At 42.3% G+C, this 22,066-nt stretch carries 17 protein-coding genes; 14 read left to right on the plus strand and 3 right to left on the minus strand.

Annotated elements, in window-relative coordinates:
* The 10 genes from CA598_RS23270 to CA598_RS23315 all read left to right on the plus strand — a co-directional run.
* Positions 1–663: Ig-like domain-containing protein (locus CA598_RS23270; RefSeq protein WP_143812446.1), on the plus strand; the 663-nt coding region annotated here is incomplete at its 5' end.
* A gap of 295 nt (positions 664–958) precedes the next feature.
* On the plus strand, positions 959–1,801 hold the full coding sequence (locus CA598_RS23275; RefSeq protein WP_094878057.1) for an MBL fold metallo-hydrolase: 843 nt from the start codon (positions 959–961) through the stop codon (positions 1,799–1,801).
* Between the two features lie 161 nt (positions 1,802–1,962).
* Positions 1,963–3,702 (plus strand): sensor histidine kinase, encoded by a 1,740-nt coding sequence (locus CA598_RS23280; protein WP_094869945.1) that lies wholly within the window; start codon positions 1,963–1,965, stop codon positions 3,700–3,702.
* A gap of 2 nt (positions 3,703–3,704) precedes the next feature.
* Positions 3,705–5,045: a response regulator transcription factor gene (locus CA598_RS23285; RefSeq protein ID WP_094878058.1), complete on the plus strand. Its 1,341-nt coding sequence runs from the start codon at positions 3,705–3,707 to the stop codon at positions 5,043–5,045.
* 125 nt (positions 5,046–5,170) lie between these two features.
* Positions 5,171–6,904, plus strand: coding sequence for an extracellular solute-binding protein (locus CA598_RS23290; RefSeq protein WP_094878059.1), 1,734 nt, complete (start codon positions 5,171–5,173; stop codon positions 6,902–6,904).
* An 89-nt stretch (positions 6,905–6,993) separates the two neighbouring features.
* Complete coding sequence (locus tag CA598_RS23295) at positions 6,994–7,884, plus strand: ABC transporter permease (RefSeq protein ID WP_094878060.1); 891 nt, start codon at positions 6,994–6,996, stop codon at positions 7,882–7,884.
* A 9-nt stretch (positions 7,885–7,893) separates the two neighbouring features.
* The gene (locus CA598_RS23300) at positions 7,894–8,787 is read left to right on the plus strand and encodes a carbohydrate ABC transporter permease (protein WP_094869949.1); all 894 of its coding nucleotides are present in this window, start codon (positions 7,894–7,896) and stop codon (positions 8,785–8,787) included.
* 52 nt (positions 8,788–8,839) lie between these two features.
* A complete protein-coding gene (locus CA598_RS23305) occupies positions 8,840–10,123 on the plus strand; it encodes a Gfo/Idh/MocA family protein (RefSeq protein ID WP_094878061.1) in 1,284 nt (427 codons plus the stop codon).
* Positions 10,120–11,781 carry a DUF4091 domain-containing protein gene (locus tag CA598_RS23310; protein ID WP_094878062.1) on the plus strand — a complete coding sequence of 554 codons (1,662 nt, stop codon included), beginning with the start codon at positions 10,120–10,122 and terminating at the stop codon, positions 11,779–11,781. The genes CA598_RS23305 and CA598_RS23310 overlap by 4 nt, the downstream gene beginning before the upstream one ends.
* 30 nt (positions 11,782–11,811) lie before the next feature.
* Entirely contained in the window at positions 11,812–13,560 is a 1,749-nt protein-coding gene (locus CA598_RS23315; RefSeq protein ID WP_094878063.1) for a glycoside hydrolase family 35 protein, read from the plus strand.
* A gap of 115 nt (positions 13,561–13,675) precedes the next feature.
* On the opposite strand, the gene CA598_RS23320 is transcribed toward CA598_RS23315, so the two are convergent.
* Together CA598_RS23320 and CA598_RS23325 are read right to left on the minus strand one after the other, a co-directional pair.
* A complete protein-coding gene (locus tag CA598_RS23320; protein WP_094869953.1) occupies positions 13,676–14,830 on the minus strand; it encodes a response regulator in 1,155 nt (384 codons plus the stop codon).
* An 86-nt stretch (positions 14,831–14,916) separates the two neighbouring features.
* Entirely contained in the window at positions 14,917–18,018 is a 3,102-nt protein-coding gene (locus tag CA598_RS23325; RefSeq protein ID WP_094878064.1) for a hybrid sensor histidine kinase/response regulator, read from the minus strand.
* 122 nt (positions 18,019–18,140) lie between these two features.
* Between CA598_RS23325 and CA598_RS23330 the strand changes: the two genes are divergently transcribed.
* The 4 genes from CA598_RS23330 (at position 18,141) to CA598_RS23345 (ending at position 20,837) form a co-directional block, all read left to right on the plus strand.
* Positions 18,141–18,701, plus strand: a complete 561-nt coding sequence (locus tag CA598_RS23330) for an RNA polymerase sigma factor (protein ID WP_042125119.1) — start codon at positions 18,141–18,143, stop codon at positions 18,699–18,701.
* Complete coding sequence (locus CA598_RS23335; protein ID WP_094869955.1) at positions 18,698–19,150, plus strand: anti-sigma factor family protein; 453 nt, start codon at positions 18,698–18,700, stop codon at positions 19,148–19,150. Before CA598_RS23330 ends, CA598_RS23335 begins: the two co-directional genes overlap by 4 nt.
* Before the next feature lie 80 nt (positions 19,151–19,230).
* A complete protein-coding gene (locus CA598_RS23340; protein WP_094869956.1) occupies positions 19,231–19,728 on the plus strand; it encodes a hypothetical protein in 498 nt (165 codons plus the stop codon).
* A gap of 17 nt (positions 19,729–19,745) precedes the next feature.
* On the plus strand, positions 19,746–20,837 hold the full coding sequence (locus CA598_RS23345) for a LiaI-LiaF-like domain-containing protein (RefSeq protein ID WP_094878065.1): 1,092 nt from the start codon (positions 19,746–19,748) through the stop codon (positions 20,835–20,837).
* 80 nt (positions 20,838–20,917) lie between these two features.
* Here CA598_RS23345 and CA598_RS23350 read toward each other — a convergent pair whose 3' ends face one another.
* Positions 20,918–21,898, minus strand: coding sequence for an aldo/keto reductase (locus tag CA598_RS23350; protein WP_094878066.1), 981 nt, complete (start codon positions 21,896–21,898; stop codon positions 20,918–20,920).
* Between the last annotated feature and the right edge of the window lie 168 nt (positions 21,899–22,066).

Below are 22,066 nucleotides of genomic sequence, written 5' to 3' on the forward strand. Positions count from 1 at the left end.
ACAACAGCACCAACAACAGCACCAACAACAACGCCGACGGAAACGCCTGTGTCGACAGTAACACCGACTTCGACACCAGACAATCCAACGTTTCCTGTGTCGACGTCAACGCCAGTACCTGGAGTCATCGTTACGGCTACTCCATCCGCAACACCTGTGGTGGCAACGCCAACTGTAACGCCGACTGTAACGCCAACTGTAACACCGACAGCAACACCATCTATCACGTCGGTGCCAACTAATACACCTGTTGTTCCACAGCCAACACCACCTGTACAGAAGGAGACTACTACTGAAGAAGTTCCTCTTGAAGGTGAAATTCCACTAGGTGGATTACCAAGTATCGGTGATAAGCCTGATCATGGTAAGGTGACCATTACTAAAGATGGCAAGTGGGTATATACACCAGACCCAGGCTTCATTGGGAAAGACAAGTTCACGATCATTGTGACAGATGAGAATGGAAATGAAGAAGAAATCGAGATTGAGATTGATGTTGAGGAAGTACCGAAAGGTACAGTGAAAGAACCAGGGGATAACAGCAATAAACCAACTCAGCTTCCGAAGACGGGAGAAGACAGCGCGCTACCTATTTACTTAGTAGGTGGAAGTCTAGTCCTTGTGGGATTTGTGTTAGCTCGAAGATTTAAACGAAGTAATTAATATATCGTAATGACAAGGGGGCTGGCCCAAAAGTAGATTTCCTACGAGCGGCGACAGGCGGAACTCAACTCCCATAGGATAAAAGTTAACGAAGTAAGGCTCCTCCTGTTATTGGGGGAGCCTTGCTTTTTATTTTGGTCTATGGCTGCGCGCTTCATAACCTTCTTCGAAGTGAACCTTGACGAAAAGGCGGTTTTCGCTCATTATTCGTAATGTAGCGCCAGCGACACTATTAAGCATATATTTTTTCAAAAATAGGTAAGCGCTATCATAAAATGCGCTGGGAGATGATACCATGGAATTTATGTATTTAGGAACTGGAGCAAGCGAGGGTTATCCAGCTTTATTTTGTCAATGTGAACGTTGTTCTATGGCGATGGAGCTTGGTGGGAAAAATATTCGTGCTCGCACAGGAGCGCTTATTAACTCTGATTTGCTGCTGGATTTCTCACCTGACATGTATATGAATAAGCTTCGTTACAAATTGGATTTGGGGCAAGTTAATCATTTGATTGTTACGCATTCGCATACTGATCATTTTTCAGCAGCAGAGCTCATGATGAGGCATGAGCATTGGTATTGTCAGCTGCAGGAGAGTGGAAAAAAACTACATATTTACGGAAATGAAACGGTAGAAGAAACGATGAAGTCAGCTCTTCGCTATGATTATGGAACCGATACGATTGAAGATCCTTTTTACGAGTTTCATATCATACAGCCTTTCATGCCCTTCACTCTAGGAGAAGTGACAGTAACCGCATTGCCAGCCCATCACAAGCCGGATGAACATTGCTTTATCTATCTACTAGAGCAGAATAACACAAGATTCTTATACGGCAATGATAGCGGTGTATTCAGTGATGTAACCTTCAATTATCTCCGTGATAAGCACCTGGACGTTGTTAGTCTGGATTGTAATTATGGGCTAGAGGATAGATATGATTATCATATGGGGATCTCCGGTTGTCGGATTGTAAGAGAAAGATTGTTTGACCAAAATAGTTGTGATACTAGTACCTCATTTATTCTCACTCATTTCTCTCACTACAGCGCAGAGTTGCATGATACTTTAGTTAAGAATACAGCAGAGGAGAATTTCATCATTTCCTATGATGGGATGAAAGTCTTCTTAGCATGACATGATGATGGTCTATCTCTAATTAAAAAAATAGTCATTACCCGTAAAATCCTCCCTTGAGGAAAGGACTACTTTACGGGTCTTTTTTATAGCTTTAAGCGAAATTATAGAAGCCATCTAACTTATTACAGGCTCAGAATGAGTAGATACGGAGGTAGAGAATGAAGCTGCTGGCTACGGGAAAAGTAAAATGGTTCGTCTATCAGAAAGTCGTCATCGTATTTATTGTCTTTCTGATTCCACTCATATCGATGAATATTTGGGTGAATTATAAGGGAATGTCATTCACCAAAAATGCAATTTTGGACTCATCCCTGGCTGGGGCATCATTCTATTCCAAGCAACTGGATAAAGAGATATATTTCATCCGCAATCAACAATTACAATTTCAAGAAGATAAAAACATACAGAAGCTTAGTTTCCGAGGTGAAAGTTTAGAAAAGTATGAAGAGGTAGAATTAATCGGTAATGCTGAAGATCTATTGAATCGGATCATTGCCTCAAGCGAATATGTGGTTAACGCCGGGGTATATGTTAAGTCTCTGGGCAAAACGATCTCCGGTAAGACAGGGGTCACGGCCATTCCTAATATGGAGTACGAGAAAATTTCCTCGTTACTTAACGTTAAGCAGAAGCCCTCATTCTATCGGAGCGGTGATGCGATTTTCCTTATAGAAACAGGAGATAATGCGGAGCTTTGGTCGTATATTGAAATCTCAAAAGGTAAGCTATTGGAGGCACTAAATCAAATCGCAACCTTATATCAAGAATCGGAGGTATTTCTGGGAAGTAATGAGCTGGGCAATATTCTATCTACTACAGACGATCAGTTAGTGTCTACTGAGGTGCTTAGGCTCATCACCAAACAGGATCAGTTTAATTCCGATATCCCAGAAATAAACAAGGTGAACGGTAAAAGTTACTTTATTGCCCATAACTTTATCAGTTCTTTGAATCTATCCTTGATTATGTATGTGAATCAGAATGAAATCACAAGGCCCTTAAGTCAATTTAATACACTACTATATGCCTCTTTTGTCATCGCTATTGTGGTAATGGTACTTTATTCTTATTCGGTAAATCTAATGATTCATCGGCCCTTATCCAAATTGGTTAAGACATTCCGTATGGTAGAAACGGATAATCTTGATTTAGTCATCGAGTCAAAGACCAAAGATGAGTTTTACTATATATTTAACAGTTTTAATCGTATGGCTTCTAGACTTAAGCGTTCTATTGAAGAGAATTATGAACAGAAGATTGCCCTGCAGCATTCGCAGTTGAAGCAATTGCAGTCACAGATTAACCCGCATTTTCTCTATAACAGCTTCTTTAATATTTACATGATGTGTAAAGTAGGAGATTCGGATAGTGCGGCTGAGCTCTCACAAAAGCTAGGGAGCTACTACCAATACATCACGAGAAGTGGATCGGACGAGGTGGCTTTCTTTAAGGAGTATCAGCATGCGCTTGATTATTGTGAAATTCAGTGTATTCGCTTCTCGAATCGTATTTCTTTCGAATATGAAGAAATACCCGTTTTGGCGAACGCGATTTTAGTACCGAGGCTGATTATTCAGCCAATTGTTGAGAATGTGTTCGAGCATGCTTTCGAAGACGACTCCAGAAACGGGGTTGTCTATATTGGTGCCGAATGCGAAGAGGGAATAATAATTATCACGATTGAAGATAGCGGCACTCTTTTAAAAGATGAGGAAATAGAGCACTTGCAGAAGAAGCTTGCGATGGGTTTAAAACAAGTTGAGAAGACGGGATTAATCAACGTTAATAATAGACTCCAATTGAAGTACGGACCAGATAGTGGCTTGTTTGTCTCTCGCAGCAAATACGGAGGATTGAGGGTAGAACTGATAGTTAAATACGAGAGTAAGGAAGTGTGATTATGTATAGATTACTAATCGTAGATGATGAGCCTGTGATTGTGAATGGATTAGTCCAACTGTTTCAGGATAACTCAGAATTTGAACTGGATATACGAAAAGCTTACTCCTCAAGCGAAGCTCTTGAAATTGCTAAGAAAACGAAACTGGATATTTTGGTTAGCGATATTCGTATGCCTCAGAAGAATGGTCTCCAGCTCGTGGACGAAATCGTCTATTATTGGCCATTATGCCGGGTGATTTTCCTTACAGGATACAGTGAATTTGATTATGTATACGAAGCGATTCGTAAGAATGTGGACAATTACATTCTGAAAACGGAAGGAATTGAACCTATTTTCCAAGCTGTGAAGGCAGCAGTCGACAAGCTAGACGAGGAGAACCGTCGCAGACTTCAATTGGAGAAGGCGCAAATGCACTATCAAATCGCTAGTTCCTTCCTAAAGAGAGAGCTGATGGAGCGGGTGCTGAGCGGGGAGTCTATTACTTCTATACTCAATAATGTACGTTACAAGGATGTTGAGTTCGGCATTGCATTAGATCGTCCTTCGTTCTTTCTTGTGGGTATCTTAGATCGATTAGATGATCCAAAATTTAAAATGCCTCCGTCTGTTCAGCGTATTTTTCATGATCACCTGCCTGCATCTATTGCATGTGAAGAAGTGATTTATGATGATCGTGTATTCCTATGGCTGCTTCAACCAGATGAAGGGTTGCTGAATCGCTTTCGTAGTGACTATCCTGATCAAGGGGTAAATTGGTCTGGAATCGTTGCTTATATGAGAGGGATATTAGAGCCTGTACAGAATGAGTGTGATGAGCTGCTAAGTGTCTGCGTTTCATTCGGGATATCGGGGGATTTACTTAACCATTGGGAATCGATCCATCTTCAAGTTGAAGCAGTGCGTTCTATGATTCTTAAGAGAGCTTTATTAGGTCAGCACATGCTTATCTTAGACCTTGAGAAACTAAGTCAACTAGAGGATACGATGCACAAAGCTGGAGGAATCGAGCAGGAAGATTTCAAGACGCTAATCATTGAACAAATTCATCAATTTGTGCAGGAGAACCTATCTGGAGATATATCGCTTACCTCAATTGCTGCAGAGGTGCATCTTAATCCGTCCTATTTATCTCGTTATTATAAACAGACGACAGGTCAAAATTTATTAGAGTATATCCAGTCGACGAAGCTGCATGTTGCTCTGCAGCTGATGAAGAATACAACTCTGAAACTAAATGAAATCGCTATCCGGGTCGGTTTTGAATCACCATCCTACTTTACAACATTCTTTAAACGGAAGATGGGCTTATCTCCACAGGAATACCGAAATTCAAAATGAGTAAATAAAGTGAAAGTGATGTAAAAAAAACAAAATTGAAAGCGGTTTCCTCTGTGACTAAAATATTAACTAGGAACATTGATTAACTACAAGAATTGCAGCAAACAAAGGGGGGAAGCATTCAGATGAAGAAAATGAGATCATGGAAAATGGTTTTATCAGTAACGATGATTCTTTCATTATTGTCAGCATGCGGAAGTCAAGGAAATGGAAATGCGAATGCACCATCTACGCCTAAGGAAAACACTACGAATAGTGCCACAAACAGCGCGACAGCACCTGATCCACTAGGGAAATACCCGGAAACGGTTACTGTTACAGAAATACTCGGATATAATCCACCAGAAGATCCCAGAACTCCAAGCGGAATAACACCGGAACAAAATGCCTACCTGAAAGATCTCAAAGAGATGATGAATATTGAAGTGAAATACAAATGGACCGTTCCCTCTGCCCAGTTCGAGCAAAAGTTCTCGCTTGCCATGGCATCAGGGGATCTACCCGATGTGATAGAAGTTGATCAGAAGAACTATGAGAAGCTTAAAAAGCAAGATATGCTTGCTGATCTGACAGATGCTTATGCACAATATGCTTCACCAGCTCTAAAGGCTTATATGGACTCAGATGGTGGATTTGCGATGAAAACGTTCAGTGCGGAGGGGAAGCAATTAGGTATCCCTGCATTTGAAGATCCCTTCTTATCCACACAGCTGTTATGGATTCGTCAAGATTGGCTTAATAATCTAGGTTTACAGGCACCGAAGACGATCGATGAGCTTGAGAAAGTTGCACAAGCATTTACACATAATGATCCAGATCAGAATGGTAAGAATGACACCTATGGTTTAGCCATACAAAAGAATCTCTTCTTCTGGGGATTTGATGTCAGAGGTTTCTTTAATGGATTTGGTGCTTATCCTTCCGTTGGAGATAAACAATCGGCTTGGATTAAAGGCGGCGATGACAAATTGTTACCGGGATTGATTCAACCTGAAGTGAAGACTGCACTTGGTAAGCTACAAGCCTGGTATAAAGATGGAATTATTGATAAAGAGTTTGCACTAAAGGATGAGAATAAGGCTGTAGAAGATCTGACTGCAGGTAAAGTGGGTATTTCCTACGGAGAGTGGTGGTATCCGAACTGGCCGCTTAACTCCAGCGTAGACAAAGATCCCAAGGCGGATTGGATTGCAATTCAACTTCCAGGGATTGATGGTCCAGCTAAATCACTCGTTCCAAAAATCCGCAGCAATAAAATTTTCGTTGTGAACAAAAAGATGAAGAACCCAGAAGCAGCGATTAAGATGCTCAATTTCTACATCGAAGTTGGTAATAAGAAATACAAGGATAAGAACAAAGCGGCAGATGGCTATGTATACAACTGGTTTAACCCACGGATTGCCAACCCTGTTGATATTGATACGATTTACAACGAAGTGAACAAAGCGCTTGATGCTAATCAGACTGAAATTACAATAGACGATGCAAATTATAAGACCGTTGCGGATACATTCAAAGCGACTAAGGACTTCCTGGCAGGCGACACATCTAACGCTACCAAAGGTGTAAACTGGGGGCAATATTATAGCCGGGCTGCAAAAGACGGTGGCTGGGGCTTAACACGACAAATTAAAGAAAATCAACAATTTGTATACAACGAGTTTTACGGTCTTCCTACACCAACAGTAGTGGAAAAGGGCGGTCAGCTGGATAAGTTGATGCAAGAGTCCTTTACCAAGATTATCATGGGCGGTTCTCTTGATGATTTCGATAAATTCGTGGATAGCTGGAAGGCACTTGGCGGTAATGAAATTATTGATGAGGTCAATGAATGGTATAGCACGGAAGCTACGAAATAAATCATAGGGACAAGAAAGCGGGTGAGGTGAGTCGGGTGAGCCGACTCACCTCCCGTTTTAAAATGAGTAAGTTGGTGAGGAGGGCATCTATGAAATCACTGAAGAATGAATTTCCGCTTCATATCATGTTAATACCGGGTGTGATTGTTACACTGATTTATGCTTACGGACCGATGGCCGGTCTGGTTATGGCGTTTCAAGAGTTTGAGCCGTTATCCGGTTTTTTTAAATCCGATTTTGTGGGATTAGATAACTTCCGTTATGTATTTAATTTACCGGATTTCAAGCAAGTGCTGTGGAATACGCTAGTCATTGCCATCATCAAAATGGTGTTGTCTCTGCTTGTCCCGCTTATTCTAGCTTTATTATTAAATGAGATCACTAAGAAATGGTTCGCAGGTTTTATTCAATCCGCCATTTTCCTCCCGTTCTTCCTTTCATGGACCGTCCTTGGGGGTGTCATTATTGAATTATTCTCTCTGAATGGACCTATTAATGGCTTAATTTCCTCTATGGGCTTAGAACCTATCATGTTCATGCTTGATAATAGTTGGTTCAGGGGGATTATCATTGGCTCGGATGTCTGGAAAGGCATGGGCTACAATATGATCATCATGCTTGCTGCCATCACAGGAATTAACGCGACGCTGTATGAAGCGGCGGAGGTAGATGGTGCAGGAAAATGGAAGCAAATGCTTAACATTACGCTTCCAGGTATAGCACCGATTATTATTTTACTTAGTGTATTAGGTCTCGGTGGTATTCTTAACGCAGGTTTTGAGCAGATATTGATTATGTATAACCCGACTGTATATGCCGGCGCAGATATAATAGATACATTTGTCTATCGATTGGGAATGTTCAGCCAACAATTTGGACCTGCGGCAGCAGTGGGTCTCTTTAAATCGATAATATCTTTATTTATGGTATCAACAACTTACTATGCAGCTTACAAATTTAATAATTACCGCATATTCTAGGAGGTGGAGATGGTGCTACATAAACAATCATTCAGCAGAAAGTTATTTATCGTGTTCAATACGCTGTTGTTAACTTTCATTACCATACTCGGCATTATCCCATTTGTACACTTACTCTCCATCTCACTTAGCTCGAATACAGCTGCTATGGCTGGAGAAGTGAAGCTTTGGCCCGTCGGGTTTTCCTGGGATGCTTATGTATATTTAGGAGAAAAGGTAGAGTTCTTTCGTTCCTTGGGAGTCTCCGTAAAACGAGTAGTGCTCGGTTCAGTAGTTAACTTGTTTCTAGTATTTATTACTGCTTATCCGCTTTCCAAATCGAATGATCAGTTTAAATTTAGAACCGTATATGTATGGATATTCGCGATTACGATGTTTTTTGGAGGCGGCTTAATTCCGACGTATATCATAGTGAAAAATACAGGCTTAATCGATTCCATTTGGGCGCTTATCTTACCAGGTGCATTGAATGTATGGAATATGGTTCTGATGCTTAACTTCTTCAGATCTATTCCAAGAGAATTGGATGAAGCGGCTACGATTGATGGTGCCGGACATTGGAGAGTACTTTGGCAAATTTATTTACCGATATCCCTTCCATCCATCGCAACGATTGGGTTATTCACCATAGTTGGGCATTGGAACGCTTGGTTTGACGGTATCCTTTACCTGAATTCACCTGAACATTATCCGCTACAGACCTATCTTTCTACCTTGATTATGTCTATCAATGCCCAGATGTCATCGATGTCCATTGAGCAGCTCAAGGTGATGGAGAATCTGAGTGAGAAGACAATCCGAACGGCGCAAATATTCATGGGTGCATTGCCAATTATGGTAGTCTACCCATTCTTACAAAGGTATTTCGTAAAAGGAATGACGGTTGGTAGTGTTAAAGAATAAAGAAATAGAGTAAAGACATAGCATAAAGTCTCATATGAAGGAGCAGATTGCGATGAAGAAAGTCACTGTTGCTTTAATTGGAGCGGGCCTGCGGGGAATTAATTATTCAGAATATGCGATTCAGCACCCCGATGAGCTTCAAGTTGTAGCTGTTGCAGAGCCGAATGCGAAGCGGAGAAATAAATTTAAGGCAAGATATAAGCTGGCTGATGACATGTGCTTTACCCATTGGGATGATTTTTTCGCGTCCCCGAAAGTAGCAGATGCGGTATTTATCTGTACCCAAGACAATCAGCATTATGTGCCGACAATGAAAGCACTGGAGGCAGGGTATCATGTGCTACTAGAAAAGCCGATGTCCCCTGATGCCAAGGAATGTGTACTTATGGGGGAAATGGCCTCTAAAGTGAATCGTGTCTTCTCGATATGCCATGTATTGAGATATACCAATTTCTTCTCAACGATCAAGGAACTGCTGGAGAGTGGTGCGATCGGACAATTGATGTCCATTCAACATAATGAGAACGTGGGTTACTGGCACCAAGCTCATAGCTTCGTAAGAGGGAATTGGAGCAAGAAGGATGAGTCCAGTCCGATGATTCTCGCTAAGTCCTGTCATGATCTGGACATTCTTTCCTGGTTAACAGATTCAGAATGTGTTCGAGTGTCTTCCTTTGGCTCACTGTCTCATTTCAAATCTAGTGAAGCGCCGGAAGGAGCTCCGCTACGTTGCACAGATGGATGCCCAGCATCAGATAAATGTCTCTATTATGCTCCTGATCAATATTTGACGGAGGATACAGATTGGCCTACATCGGCAATTAGCGATGATCCAAGCTATGAAGCCCGCCTGAATGCTCTTCAGGAAGGACCTTATGGACGATGTGTCTATCATTGTGATAATGATGTCGTCGACCATCAAGTTGTAAATCTAGAATTTGCTAATTCCGTAACTATAGCATTTACAATGAGCGCGTTTACCAAAGATGTTAGTCGTACCCTCAAGCTGATGGGTACCACGGGAGAAATTCGCGGTGCGATGGAGAAGAATGAAATTGAAGTGATCCATTTTGGCAGCGGTAAGGTAGAGAGAATTTCGTTCGAAAATGCAGGTGGTCATGTGGGTCATGGCGGCGGCGATATGGGGTTAATCAAAGATTTTGTTAAGCTGGTTCGAGCGGAAGGGAAGATTCAAGGTCTTACATCAGCGAATCATTCCATTCAAAGTCACCTTATGGCTTTTGCAGCAGAGCAATCCCGCATCGAGGGTAACAGTATTGTTCTGAAAGAATTTGCACAAAGTGTCTGTAAAGATGAAGAGGTGAAGCAACGATGAATGCTCCGCAGCCATTTCAGACGATGTTATTAAGTTCGTTGGTTAAGGTATTTGCTGATGAAGTGCCAAATCATGAATCCTATCGCAGTGCAACCGCACTTGTTGGAGAAACATTTTCGTTCCAAGTTGCTTATACCTCAGATACACTTCTAAAGAATATTGAAGTAGAGATAAAATCATCGCTTCCAGATCTAATATGTATAAGATCCGTTGGACTTGTTCCCTCAGAAATGCCTTGTTTCAAAAATCATGATGAAGATGTGCTAAGAACTACGCCGGGATTATATCCAGATCCATTGTATACGCTGGATCAACAATCTATTTCATCGATCCCGGGACAATGGCGATCTTTATGGGTGACGATAACCTTGGATGAATCAATGAGTACGGGGCTTCGTTCTATTCAGGTCCTCTTCCAATCATCTGAAGGGCAGATGTTAGGTGAATCGGATGTATTTGAGTTAACCGTCATCCCTGCAACACTACCGCCGCAAAAGTTAATTCATACGGAATGGTTCCATGTGGATTGTCTTGCTACAAAGTATGATGTCGAAGTATTTAGTGAAGCGCATTGGGACCTTATAGAACTCTATGCAGATACGATGGTTAAGCATGGCATGAACATGATCTTAACTCCGTTGTTTACACCGCCTTTGGATACAGCCATTGGTGGAGTACGTCCAACGGTTCAATTGATATCCGTGACTAAAGCGGGAGATCGTTATGAATTCGGATTTGATCTGCTTACTCGTTGGGTATCGATGTGCCGCCGGCTTGGCTTCAAATACTTTGAGTTCTCTCATTTATTCACTCAATGGGGGGCAAAGTGTGCACCAAAAATAATGGTAACCATTCAAGGTGAAGATCAGCAACTATTCGGCTGGGATACGGACGCCTCCTCGCCGGAATACCATAGTTTCTTGGATCAATTTTTACCTTGCTTAGATCAATATTTGAAAGAGCAGGGAATAGACCAGCAAAGCTGGTTCCATATTTCAGATGAACCAGGAGAGGAACATTTGGAATCGTACCGAGCTGCAAGTGAGATCATTTATAAACATTTATCAAGTTATCCGATCATGGACGCATTGTCTGAATTGGAGTTGTATGAACAGGGCCTGGTGAAAAGGCCGATTCCTGCGAATACGCATATTGAACCGTTCTTAGAACATCAGGTTCCAGACCTTTGGACGTACTATTGCTGCGCTCAAGGTGAACAAGTATCCAACCGGTTTTTCAACATGCCGTCTGCTAGAAATCGTATAATCGGGTTTCAATTGTATAAATTCGGATTACAGGGCTTCTTGCATTGGGGTTATAACTTCTGGTACTCGCAATATTCATTGAATCAGCGGCTGGACCCTTATCGTACGACTGACGCTGAGCATGCATTTCCCTCAGGAGATGCCTACTTGGTCTATCCGGGAGAAGAAGGCCCGATTGAATCCATTCGATTGGAAGTTCTATATGAAGGGTTGCAGGATTTGCGCGCACTAGAATTACTTGAGCAGAAAATTGGCAAGAAAGCAACGATAGCCATTATGGAAGAGGGTCTGAGCACATCGTTGACCTTCTCTGTATACCCGAGGGATCATGGAACATGGCTCTTAGAGGCAAGAGAGCGGATCAATCAGGCGATAGCAAGTTATTCTACTTAAGTGATCATACCATTACGAGGTGTTGAGAATATGGCAACTTTTCATTATTCAGGATCTTCCTTTTATTATAACGATCAGGCGATACGGCTTATCTCAGGAGCCATCCATTATTTTAGGACTCTGCCGGAACATTGGGAAGACCGTCTTATCAAATTAAAAGCTTGCGGCTTCAATACGGTTGAAACCTATGTGGCATGGAATTTACACGAGCCGAAGAAAGGCCAACTTCATTTTGAAGGTATGGCAGATGTAGTCCGGTTTATTGAACTGGCAGGAGATTTGGGTCTGCATGTCATCGTTCGTCCCGCACCTTATATTTGTGCAGAATGGGAATTTGGTGGACTGCCATCTTGGTTGCTAGCTGATTCGGATATGCGTCTTCGATGCTACCATAAACCATTTCTAGATCATGTAGATGCGTATTATGATGTATTGCTCCCCAAATTACAACCACTGTTATGTACAAATGGTGGCCCGATCATTGCTATGCAGATTGAGAATGAGTACGGTAGTTACGGCAATGACAAGCGCTATTTGACTCATTTAAAAGACAGCGTGATTTCCCGTGGGATAGATGTACTACTATTCACTTCCGATGGACCTGAAGACGCGATGTTACAGGGAGGTATGGTCCCAGGTGTGCTGGAGACGGTGAACTTTGGATCACGTCCAGTAGAAGCATTCAACAAGCTCCGTGAATACCAACCAGAGGCTCCAATCATGTGTATGGAATATTGGAACGGCTGGTTTGATCATTGGCGTGAGGAGCATCATACGCGTCCGGCTGAGGATGTAGCGAAGGTATTGGATGAGATACTTAGTTTAGGCGCATCCGTTAATTTCTATATGTTCCATGGCGGAACTAATTTTGGCTTCTACAACGGAGCGAATGGGCATACGTTTGACAGCTATGAACCAACAATTACTAGTTATGACTATGATTCATTACTGAGTGAATCCGGTGAGCCAACAGCTAAATATTATGCAGTTCGTGAAGTGATCTCCAAATATGCAGATCTCGGACCCGTTGAGTTGCCAGCTCCTGTTGCTAAGAGAGCATATGGAAGAGTAGAGATGAAGGAGCAAGCTTCACTTACCGCAAACTTGAATCGCATTTCTGTACCCATTCATTCTGCATACCCTGAACCGATGGAGAAATTGGGTCAGGATTATGGCTTTATTCATTATAGTACGTTCCTTACAGGACCTCGTCCCAAAGAGGAGTTCTTCATCCAGGATTTACATGATCGTGCATTAGTCTTTCTGAATGGAGAGCTCACTGCAACCTTAGATCGTGTAGAGCCAGAGGTAAAATTAGAGTTCGAGGTTCCGGCCGAAGGGCTGCATGTTAGTATAATTGTAGAGAATTTAGGACGCATCAACTATGGTCCTTATATGAGAGATTGTAAGGGGATTACCGAAGGGGTACGGTATGGACGGCAGTTTCTGTCAGAATGGACGACGTATACGTTGCCATTAACAGATTTATCTGGTCTGCAGTTTGAAGGTCTATTCAAGCAAGTGGAACCTAGCTTCTTCCGCAGCACCTTAGTTGTGGATGAACCTTGTGATACGTTCTTGAGCATGGAAGGATGGACTAAAGGCGTCGTGTTCATTAATGGGTTCAACCTTGGACGCTATTGGAATATCGGACCACAGAAAACAATGTATGTGCCAGGACCTTTATTGAAGCAAGGCGACAATGAAATTGTCATCTTTGAATTGCACAGCACTTCAGATACCGCTGTTACCTTCGTAGATCTACCGGAATTAGGATAATAGGGCATAGCTTGTAGCTTGTAAGAATATCACTAGCAGTTTCAAAACGCAGCAATTAATATATCGTAACAATAAAGACACCCGAATAGATCCGGGTGTCTTTGATAAATAGAAACTATTTCTTGCTGCGTATTCTAAGGTTATGTAGTTCCCATTGTTCATACCAATCTTGAACAACGGCAGGAAGGCCAATACTAAGGTCGCCTTTCAATAAGTCCGTCAGATTCTTGTATTGTTCTTCTACAGCGGATCGTTCCCCAATACTGTCGTAGACCTTCATTAACCCTAAATGTCCTTGTTCAAAGTAGGGCTGAAGCTGTACTACCTTTTGATACACGGTGACAGCTTCGGGAACTCTGTTGTTGTCGATATAGAACTGGGCCATTCCCATAGCATGGTGTAGCCAAATGGTGCGCAGACGTTGTCGTTCGCCCTCTGCCCACAAATAGTCGTAATCTCCAAAATAATCCCCTGAATAAAGTTCAAATACGTTTTGATGTTCTGCATAATTGTCCTCTCCGATGGATTCGAGTGCAAGAATATTGTGCTCCCACTGGGCTGCATCGATTAGAAGCGGCCCGGTCTCAAGCGTATACCCTTCACCGCCACTGACGTTGCTGATATGCAGATCTACCTCACTTTGCTTTAAACATTGCCGTACTTGATAAATGGTTGTGTAGAGATGGGTAGAAGCCTTTTTAAGGTTGAAATCTGGCCATAGTAGGTCAATCAGGGTATCTTTACTGACGAATCGGTTGCGGTTATGAAGCAAGAAAGCAAACAATTCTTGTGCCTTAGAAGTCCTCCAACGGAGATTGTTTAAAGGTTGTCCTCCTCGTTCAAAACGCAGCGATTGAAAACAACGAATCGTTAGTTCTTGTACTACCTCAGTGCTTTTTGGTGCAAACCTCAATCTGTCCTCCAAGCGTTGTACTGTTTTGAATAAACGGTCATGTCGCACGGGCTTCAAAATATAATCAATCGCATTTAATTCAAAGGCTTCCACTGCATATTGGTTATATGCGGTCACGAAAACGATATTAGCGTTTGGACAGACCTCTTGCAGAATTGCGGCAGCCTGAAGTCCGCTCACTTCAGGCATTTCAATATCAATAAAAATAACGTCAGGCTCCAAGGCTGGAGCTTCTTGTATAGCTTGAACTGGGTCTGTATAGGACGCGATGATATGAACAGCTTCCATTTCTTTTAACATGAATTCTAACTTTACGAGAGCAAGGCGTTCATCGTCCACCAATACTGCTTGAATCATTGTTATTCCACCACTCAATATAGTATTTTTTAGCAAAAAACAATATATGATTACTTTTATTTCGGTTCATTATAGTTTGTCTGTGACTAGTTATTTTTGCGATTCATATTTCTTTTTTCAGAAGGGATTATGAAGCTTACTGAAGTGCCTAGCCCTTCCTTGCTTTTAATTAGCAAACCCTTAGCATAGACACGTAACAAGCGTTTATGTGTATTAAGGAATCCAATCCCTCGGGTTACATTAGACTGGCTGCCCAGTAGTTGCTGAAGTTGTTTGGAAGTCATGCCTTTACCATTATCAGCGATTGTAATCTCGATGTCATCAGCTAGTTCTTTGATCGATATTGAAAGCGTACCTCCTTTGGAGCGGCTTAATATACCGTGCCTAACGGCATTTTCAACGAGTGGCTGAATGGTCAAGGGAGGTAACTGAAAATGTAGATTTTCTGCTACATCCCAGTTGATGGTCATCCTGTCCTCAAAACGCTCTTTCTCTATGTACAGATAGGCGCGGACAAGCTCAAGCTCATGTTCAATCGGTATCATCGGCTCAGCGTTCAAGAAGTTAAAGCTTAAACGTAAATAAGAGCTAAAGGCATCAATGAGGTGACTCATACGCTGTGTATCAAAAGATGCCAGAGCTGATATAGAATTTAATGTGTTGAATAAGAAATGGGGTTGTATTTGCGCTTGAAGATACGCTGCTTCCAGGCGAAGCCGTTCATTTACGGACTGTTTTAAATCTGTTAAGGAACGGACCCGTCCTCTTAGCTCCATAGCGTTCATAGGCTTCATTACATAGTCGTTCGCGCCCGAAACAAATCCGGTGTAGATATCTTCCGGCTGGCTACGTGCGGTCAGAAGTAGAATAGGAAGCTCAGCTATGGTAAAACGTTCACGAATTCTCTGTGTTAATTCATAGCCGGACATCTGGGGCATCATTACATCTGTAATGATTAAATCCCATTGATCAATATCCAGTTTTGTTAAAGCATCGATTCCACTGGTTACCGTAACCATTTCATAGTCTTTGATGGATAGTACGCTAGTAAGGATTTTCAAATTAACCGGATCATCGTCTACAGCCAGAATCCTAGGCCTTCTTCCATCCGTTGAAGATGCTGTACTGGTCGTAGACCATTTGGTTAGCGTAATCATTGCCGGTGTGTCTGAGTATTCAGGAGTTGAAGGGATTTCTGAATGTGAATCTCGGTTAGCAGGCTCGGATAAAGGCATGGTGAAGGTAAAGGTAGTCCCTTGTCCAAGTGCAGAGATTACACTGATCTTCCCACCATGAAGCTCGACTAACTGCTTAACGGTACTTAATCCAAGCCCGATGCCACCGCTAACTTTGTGCATGCTGGAGTCACCCTGTTCGTAGGGCTGGAAAGCCCTGTGCAGCATTTCCTCGCTCATGCCAAGACCTGTGTCCGAAATATGAATCCGTGCCGTTTTTTTATGTATATCCGCATGGATTCTTATCGTACCTACGGTCGTATGATTAACTGAATTTTGAATCAGATTGAACAAGATCTGAATGAGTCTTTTTTCATCGGCTAGAATGGAAGGGAAAGAATCGGGAATCTCCGAGATTAAGGTTAAAGATTTTCCTTCCGTAAAGAATTTGAACATATCTAGCACACCTATTGCGAAGGACTGAATTTTAAGCTCTCTAAGCTGTAGTTGTATATTGCTTTCACGAAGCTCGGGTTGATCCAGCAAATCGTCTACCAGCAGGGACATACGTCTTCCTATAGTAATGAGTACTTCTAAATTTTCTATATTCTGCGGCGATAAAGCCGGTCGTTCGCTGTTAAGGACCGTTTCTGCCATATTAATGATGCTATACAACGGATTTTGTAATTCGTGTGAAGTGTTAGCCAAAAAATCATCTTTTTGCGTAACGCTTCTCTGTAGACTTTGGGCCAGTTTTTCAGTATGTTTTGCATTCCAGTGATAACGTTTAAATCCAAAAGTCGCAAAGCATAAAAACACGATCATGAGGTCAAAAGGATAATAAGTAACGTTAACCCAGTTATAGTTCTTGAACATTCCCCACAGAGTGCTGTTAACGATGGCTAGTATGGATAACAAAAGAAATATTGCGCCTTCGTAATTCATTAGAATAGACCTTAGAAAAAGAATCACCACTCCTAATGCCAAAAACAATAAGTTTATGCCGAAAAGGGGTCTGTAAAATTCAAAATAGTGGACAATAGGTCCAACTAATATGAAAAGAATGTGTATTATAGATAGGATAGTTAAGATACGAACACTTTTTATGGGTGCATCCTTGAACAAAAGATGCTTGCTTGTCAGCAGAATGAAAATAAAAGTAAAGAGGTATGAGATGAGCAATAATTTCAGATCCCATTGATAGTTCAAGGGAAGGATGTGCAATAAAAGCTTATCATCATCCATAAGTACTGACGCAATAGCGGAGATTACCAGCAGAAAAAAATAGACCAACATCTTCTGTCGCGGCCCCATTATATATAAAATAACAGCATATACGGCGTCCAGCATCAATACAACACATAACAACAGCTGTAGGCCAACGGAGAGCATTCTTTGCTTTGCTAATGCTTTTTCGCTGCCCAATACAATAGATTTGGTTATTCCCCCTTTTTTGGCAAAAGAATAGTTAGCTACCTGGACTACAATTTCAATCTCGTTGCTACTTTTGTCGGTTGTATAAAAGACTGAATAAGGCAGTGTATAGGGAATATAGTGCTCTTTATCCTTAGCAGGAGAACCAGAGCTACCCAGCAGTTCACCATTAATATATAATTCCGAAGAAGTCTGTGCTCCAGAAAGGAGAAGACCTAGGGATTGTTGCTTATCCTTATCTACAAGAACACGCAGTCGATAGGAACCGTAACCATAGGTGGATTTTTCCGTATCGCTAAAGGCCTTTTTCCAGTTGCCCGGGACTTGTATATATTGTGGAGGAGTGGCAGCTTGAGATTGTTCATTAAACGAAGGTTGCAGTAGATTCGGATAGAATTCCCATTGCCCATCTAAAATAAAAAGATTATTCTGATTCAGTTGTTTATCGCGTAAATCCAGTACCCCATTGGTCAATTGTGGTTGTATGGGGTGGTTAGAAATCATTACCCAGAGGATCCGAAATCCAGTTAGCACCGTAAGAAACAGTGTGATAATTAGAAACAGTTTTCTTTTAGTCATAGTAATTAAACATTATTCGACAAAAAACAATATATTCCTTTCACAAAAATATTTCAAAAATTAAAAAAAGTTGTGATTAAGTTGCAGGGGAATAGAATTGGCTGGCGTCTAACGTTATGTAGGTGAAGGAGGGGAGAAAGCTGGAAGAGGCGGAATGGATTTCTGCTGTGCTGAACGGTGAGCATCAGGCCTTTGGGCATTTGGTGACACGTTATCAAGGCATGGTATACAGAGTGTGCGTCAAGATTACTGGAGAAGCCGAATCGGCCAAAGATATGGCCCAAGAGGTTTTTATAAAAGCATACAAAGCGCTCCCCTCTTTCAGAGGACAGTCTACCTTCTCGACATGGCTTTATCGGATAGCCTATCGAACCTGTCTGGACTGGAAACGGGCCAATGATAGGGAGTGGAGGCATCGGAGTGCAGCTGATTACACTGAGAATGATTGGGTAACGTCTCAAACACCAGAGCAAGAGGTGCTAGAGCAGGAACAATCAGCTGAGCTGGGTGAGAATGTGAACAGCCTTGCGGAACCGTACCGGTCGGTCGTACAGCTGTACTATTTTCAGCGAAATTCTTATCAAGAGATAGCGGAGCAAAAAGGTGTTTCCGTTAAAACTATCGAATCGCAGCTTTATCGTGCCAGACAGATGATGCGTAGACAAAGGGAGGAATTGCGATGAATTGTGCAATAGTGAAGGAATGGATGCCACATTACATTGACGGTCTTCTGTCTCCAGATATGGAGCTGAGTATCCGGTTGCACATACAATCCTGTCCTGATTGCGCACAGTGGCTGGAGGAAGCGAAAGAAATGTCAGCTCTTTGGTCAGAAATGGAAGCAGACAGCGAATATCAACATGAACAGATGGACTTTCCAGATCTAGCAGCAGGTGTTATGGCCCATATTGAGCAGCTTGAAACAGGACGCAGGGAACGAGCGATTAAAGCGACAAGCGTAAGACGTCGTTTTGCTCCTAGAACATCTTTGACACATTATGCGGTGGCTGCCTGCTTGAGTTTGTTATTGTTGCAGTTTGGCGTTTTTGAGAATTTGGCTTATGGGATCACTGAAATTAATGGTCATGTGTCGAATTCTGTGACCCAATGGTTTGGTGGCTTTAGAAAATAGTCATAAAGAGATTTATAAATAATAGATGGATTCAGGTAAACTGAAAAGTTTATGCTATCCAAATTTTAGGAGGATGTATTATGATTAAGAAGAGACGTTGGCTCACTTTTATGCTAGCTATGATTCCTGGTGTAGGTCATTTGTACTTAGGCTTCAAAAAGCAGGGGCTGCAGTTTATGATCGGGGCTTCCTTATGTATTATGTTTATTCCGTCTGAGCCCATGATCTTCCCTTTTGCGCTAGCTGCACTGTGGTTTTACCAATTGTTTGATGCCCTGCAGAAAGCGGCTTGGATGAAAATAACTGCAGCCGAACACGAGCGTATGATGTTCCATCCTGACAGCTTCGGAGAGCCTTGGACGATGGGGATATCCTCTATGCCAGGTTACCCACATGAAGATGTGAATCCGGCTTGGGTTGGTGTTGGATGTGTTGTTGCTGGGTTCCTTATGCTGGTGATCTCAGCATTTCCGACGCTTTGGAGAATGTTAATTGAGATTAACATTGGTACGATCTTGCTATCACTGGGTCTGATTGCGTACGGTCTGAAGATGCTAAGAAACAATACGAGAGCGTAAGAAACGGGGATTTCACTATGGGGAGATGGAAAATCGGGAGTTTCACTGCAGCTATAGGCTGCATCGCACTTGGTGTCATTATTGTGATGGCTCAGTATAATATGATCAGCTATGAAGTACTTGGTTATTTATGGCCAGCATTGTTGATTCTGTTCGGACTCGAGATGTTGCTAAGATTGTTTATCAAATCCGATGCCAAAAGTCGTGTGAGCGGTTGGGCGATCCTATTGATCATCCTGTTGGTTGGAGCAAGCAGTGCACAGAGCGTAATGGCCGGAGGCTCACTTAGCAGTTTAATCGGGAATACACATTTAACCCCACTAAGCGGCAATGTCGAAGTGAAAGACAATATTACGACGCTAAAAATCGTACTTCCAAGTGGAAAAGTAAAGGTCGAGGGAATAGATGGAAGCTCATTGGATTATGAGGGAAGCTTACTCTTACCTGGAAAATCGCAAAGTGAAGCCGAAAGTTCGTTGGAAAAGAAATGGAAAGTAAAAACTGAGGGAGATACGCTGATTATGGAGCTCGATACAGATCATAATTGGTTCTCTAATATTCAGTTTGGATTTAATACTAAAAGTCCTTATTTAAATGTAAGTGTACCTAGCAGTCTTGCCGTTGAGGTAGATACTAGTGACGGGTCAATAGAAGCCTGGGATTTGAAGTCTGGCTTAGTGGTTGACACTAGTAATGGGGTTATAAATATTCATGATGTTGCTGGTGGAGTTGAGGCACATACCAGCAATGGCTCACTGACTGTTCAGAACATCCAAGGTGGGGCGCAGCTCAAAAGTTCTAATGGTGCGATTATTTTGGATAATATAGATGGAGCGTTGAGTGCAAAGAGCAGCAACGGAAAGATCACTATTCATTCAGCAGTGACTGGAAAATGGAAATGTTCGTCTAGTAACGGAAAGATTACGGTGGGATTGCCAACTGTGTCCGATGCGAAGATTACAGCGGATACTAGCAACGGCTCACTGAAGGGGAATATTCCTTGGGATCTAGACGGGGACAGCTTTGGCACTGCCATTCTCGGTAAAGGAACTTATACCGTGGACTTAAGTACAAGTAATGGAAGTGTGACCGTGGACACAGCTGAATAAGTACGAACAATAAAGGGAGTTAAGGCTTCAGCGATTGGTTCTGCTGAAGCCTTAACTCCCTTTTTCAAATTATAAGAAACCTACCAAGCGTAAGCTTTAGGCGCTTCTCCGCCCGGTCCTGGGAAGATCTCATCTAGCCGTTTAAGAACAGATTCATCTAGCACAATCTCAAGACTGCGTAGTGCACTCTCGAATTGCTCTAGTGTGCGTGGTCCAATAATTGGTGCGGTTACAGCAGGATTGGCTAATAACCATGCTAGCGCTACATTATCTTGTGGTTCTCCAAGCTCCATACATAAGCTTGCAAAAGCCTCAAGCTGATCTTTGTATTGCTCTACGCGCTCGGTATTTCCTCCACTGCGGCTGCCTTCTATTTTCTTAAGTGCATTGCGTCCAAGAAGACCTCCATCCAGTGGGCTCCAAGGAATAACGCCTAAACCATGATGGAGAGAGGAAGGTAATACTTCAAGTTCAGGAAGGCGACAGGTCAGGCTGTATTTATGCTGCTCAGAAATCAAACCTAAGAAGCCACGTGCCTTGGCCTCTTGTTGGGCTACAGCGATATCCCATCCTGCAAAGTTACTGGAGCCGACATAACCAATCTTTCCTTGGTTTACAGCAAGCTCAAAAGCCCCCCATAGCTCGTCCCAAGACACACTACGGTCAATGTGATGCATCTGGTACAATTCAATATGATCGGTCTGGAGACGCTGCAGAGACCCCTCTAGATGGCGGCGTATAATATAAGATGATAGTCCGCCCTCATCATTAGGCCCGTCGAGCTTATCGCTCATTGCACCGTATACCTTGGTAGCTAACACGACCTTTTCACGTCGCCCACCGCCTTGTTTAAACCAACGACCAATAATCGTTTCTGTTAAACCGGAATTCTCGCCCCAACCATAAATGTTAGCGGTATCAAAAAAATTAACACCTGCGTCGAGTGCAGCGTCCATAATACGAAAGGCTTCTTGTTCATCTGTTTGTGGGCCGAAGTTCATTGTTCCGAGACATAGCCGACTGACCTTCATACCGGATTTGCCAAGCTTAGCATATTGCACTTCGCATTCACTCCTTAGGTAGATGATTTCAACTTTATTGTAAACAACTTATTAATCAAGGGCAAATTTGCCCAGTACTTCGCTGGTGCTCGTTAGCGTAGCTTTTATGTTTTCAGAAACTTTTTTTAGCTTATAACGTATTTACAATGGAAAAAATTTCATAATGGA

It is taken from the genome of Paenibacillus sp. VTT E-133291 (assembly GCF_002264395.1).
GTDB classification, from domain to species: Bacteria; Bacillota; Bacilli; order Paenibacillales; family Paenibacillaceae; genus Paenibacillus_AQ; species Paenibacillus_AQ nitricinens.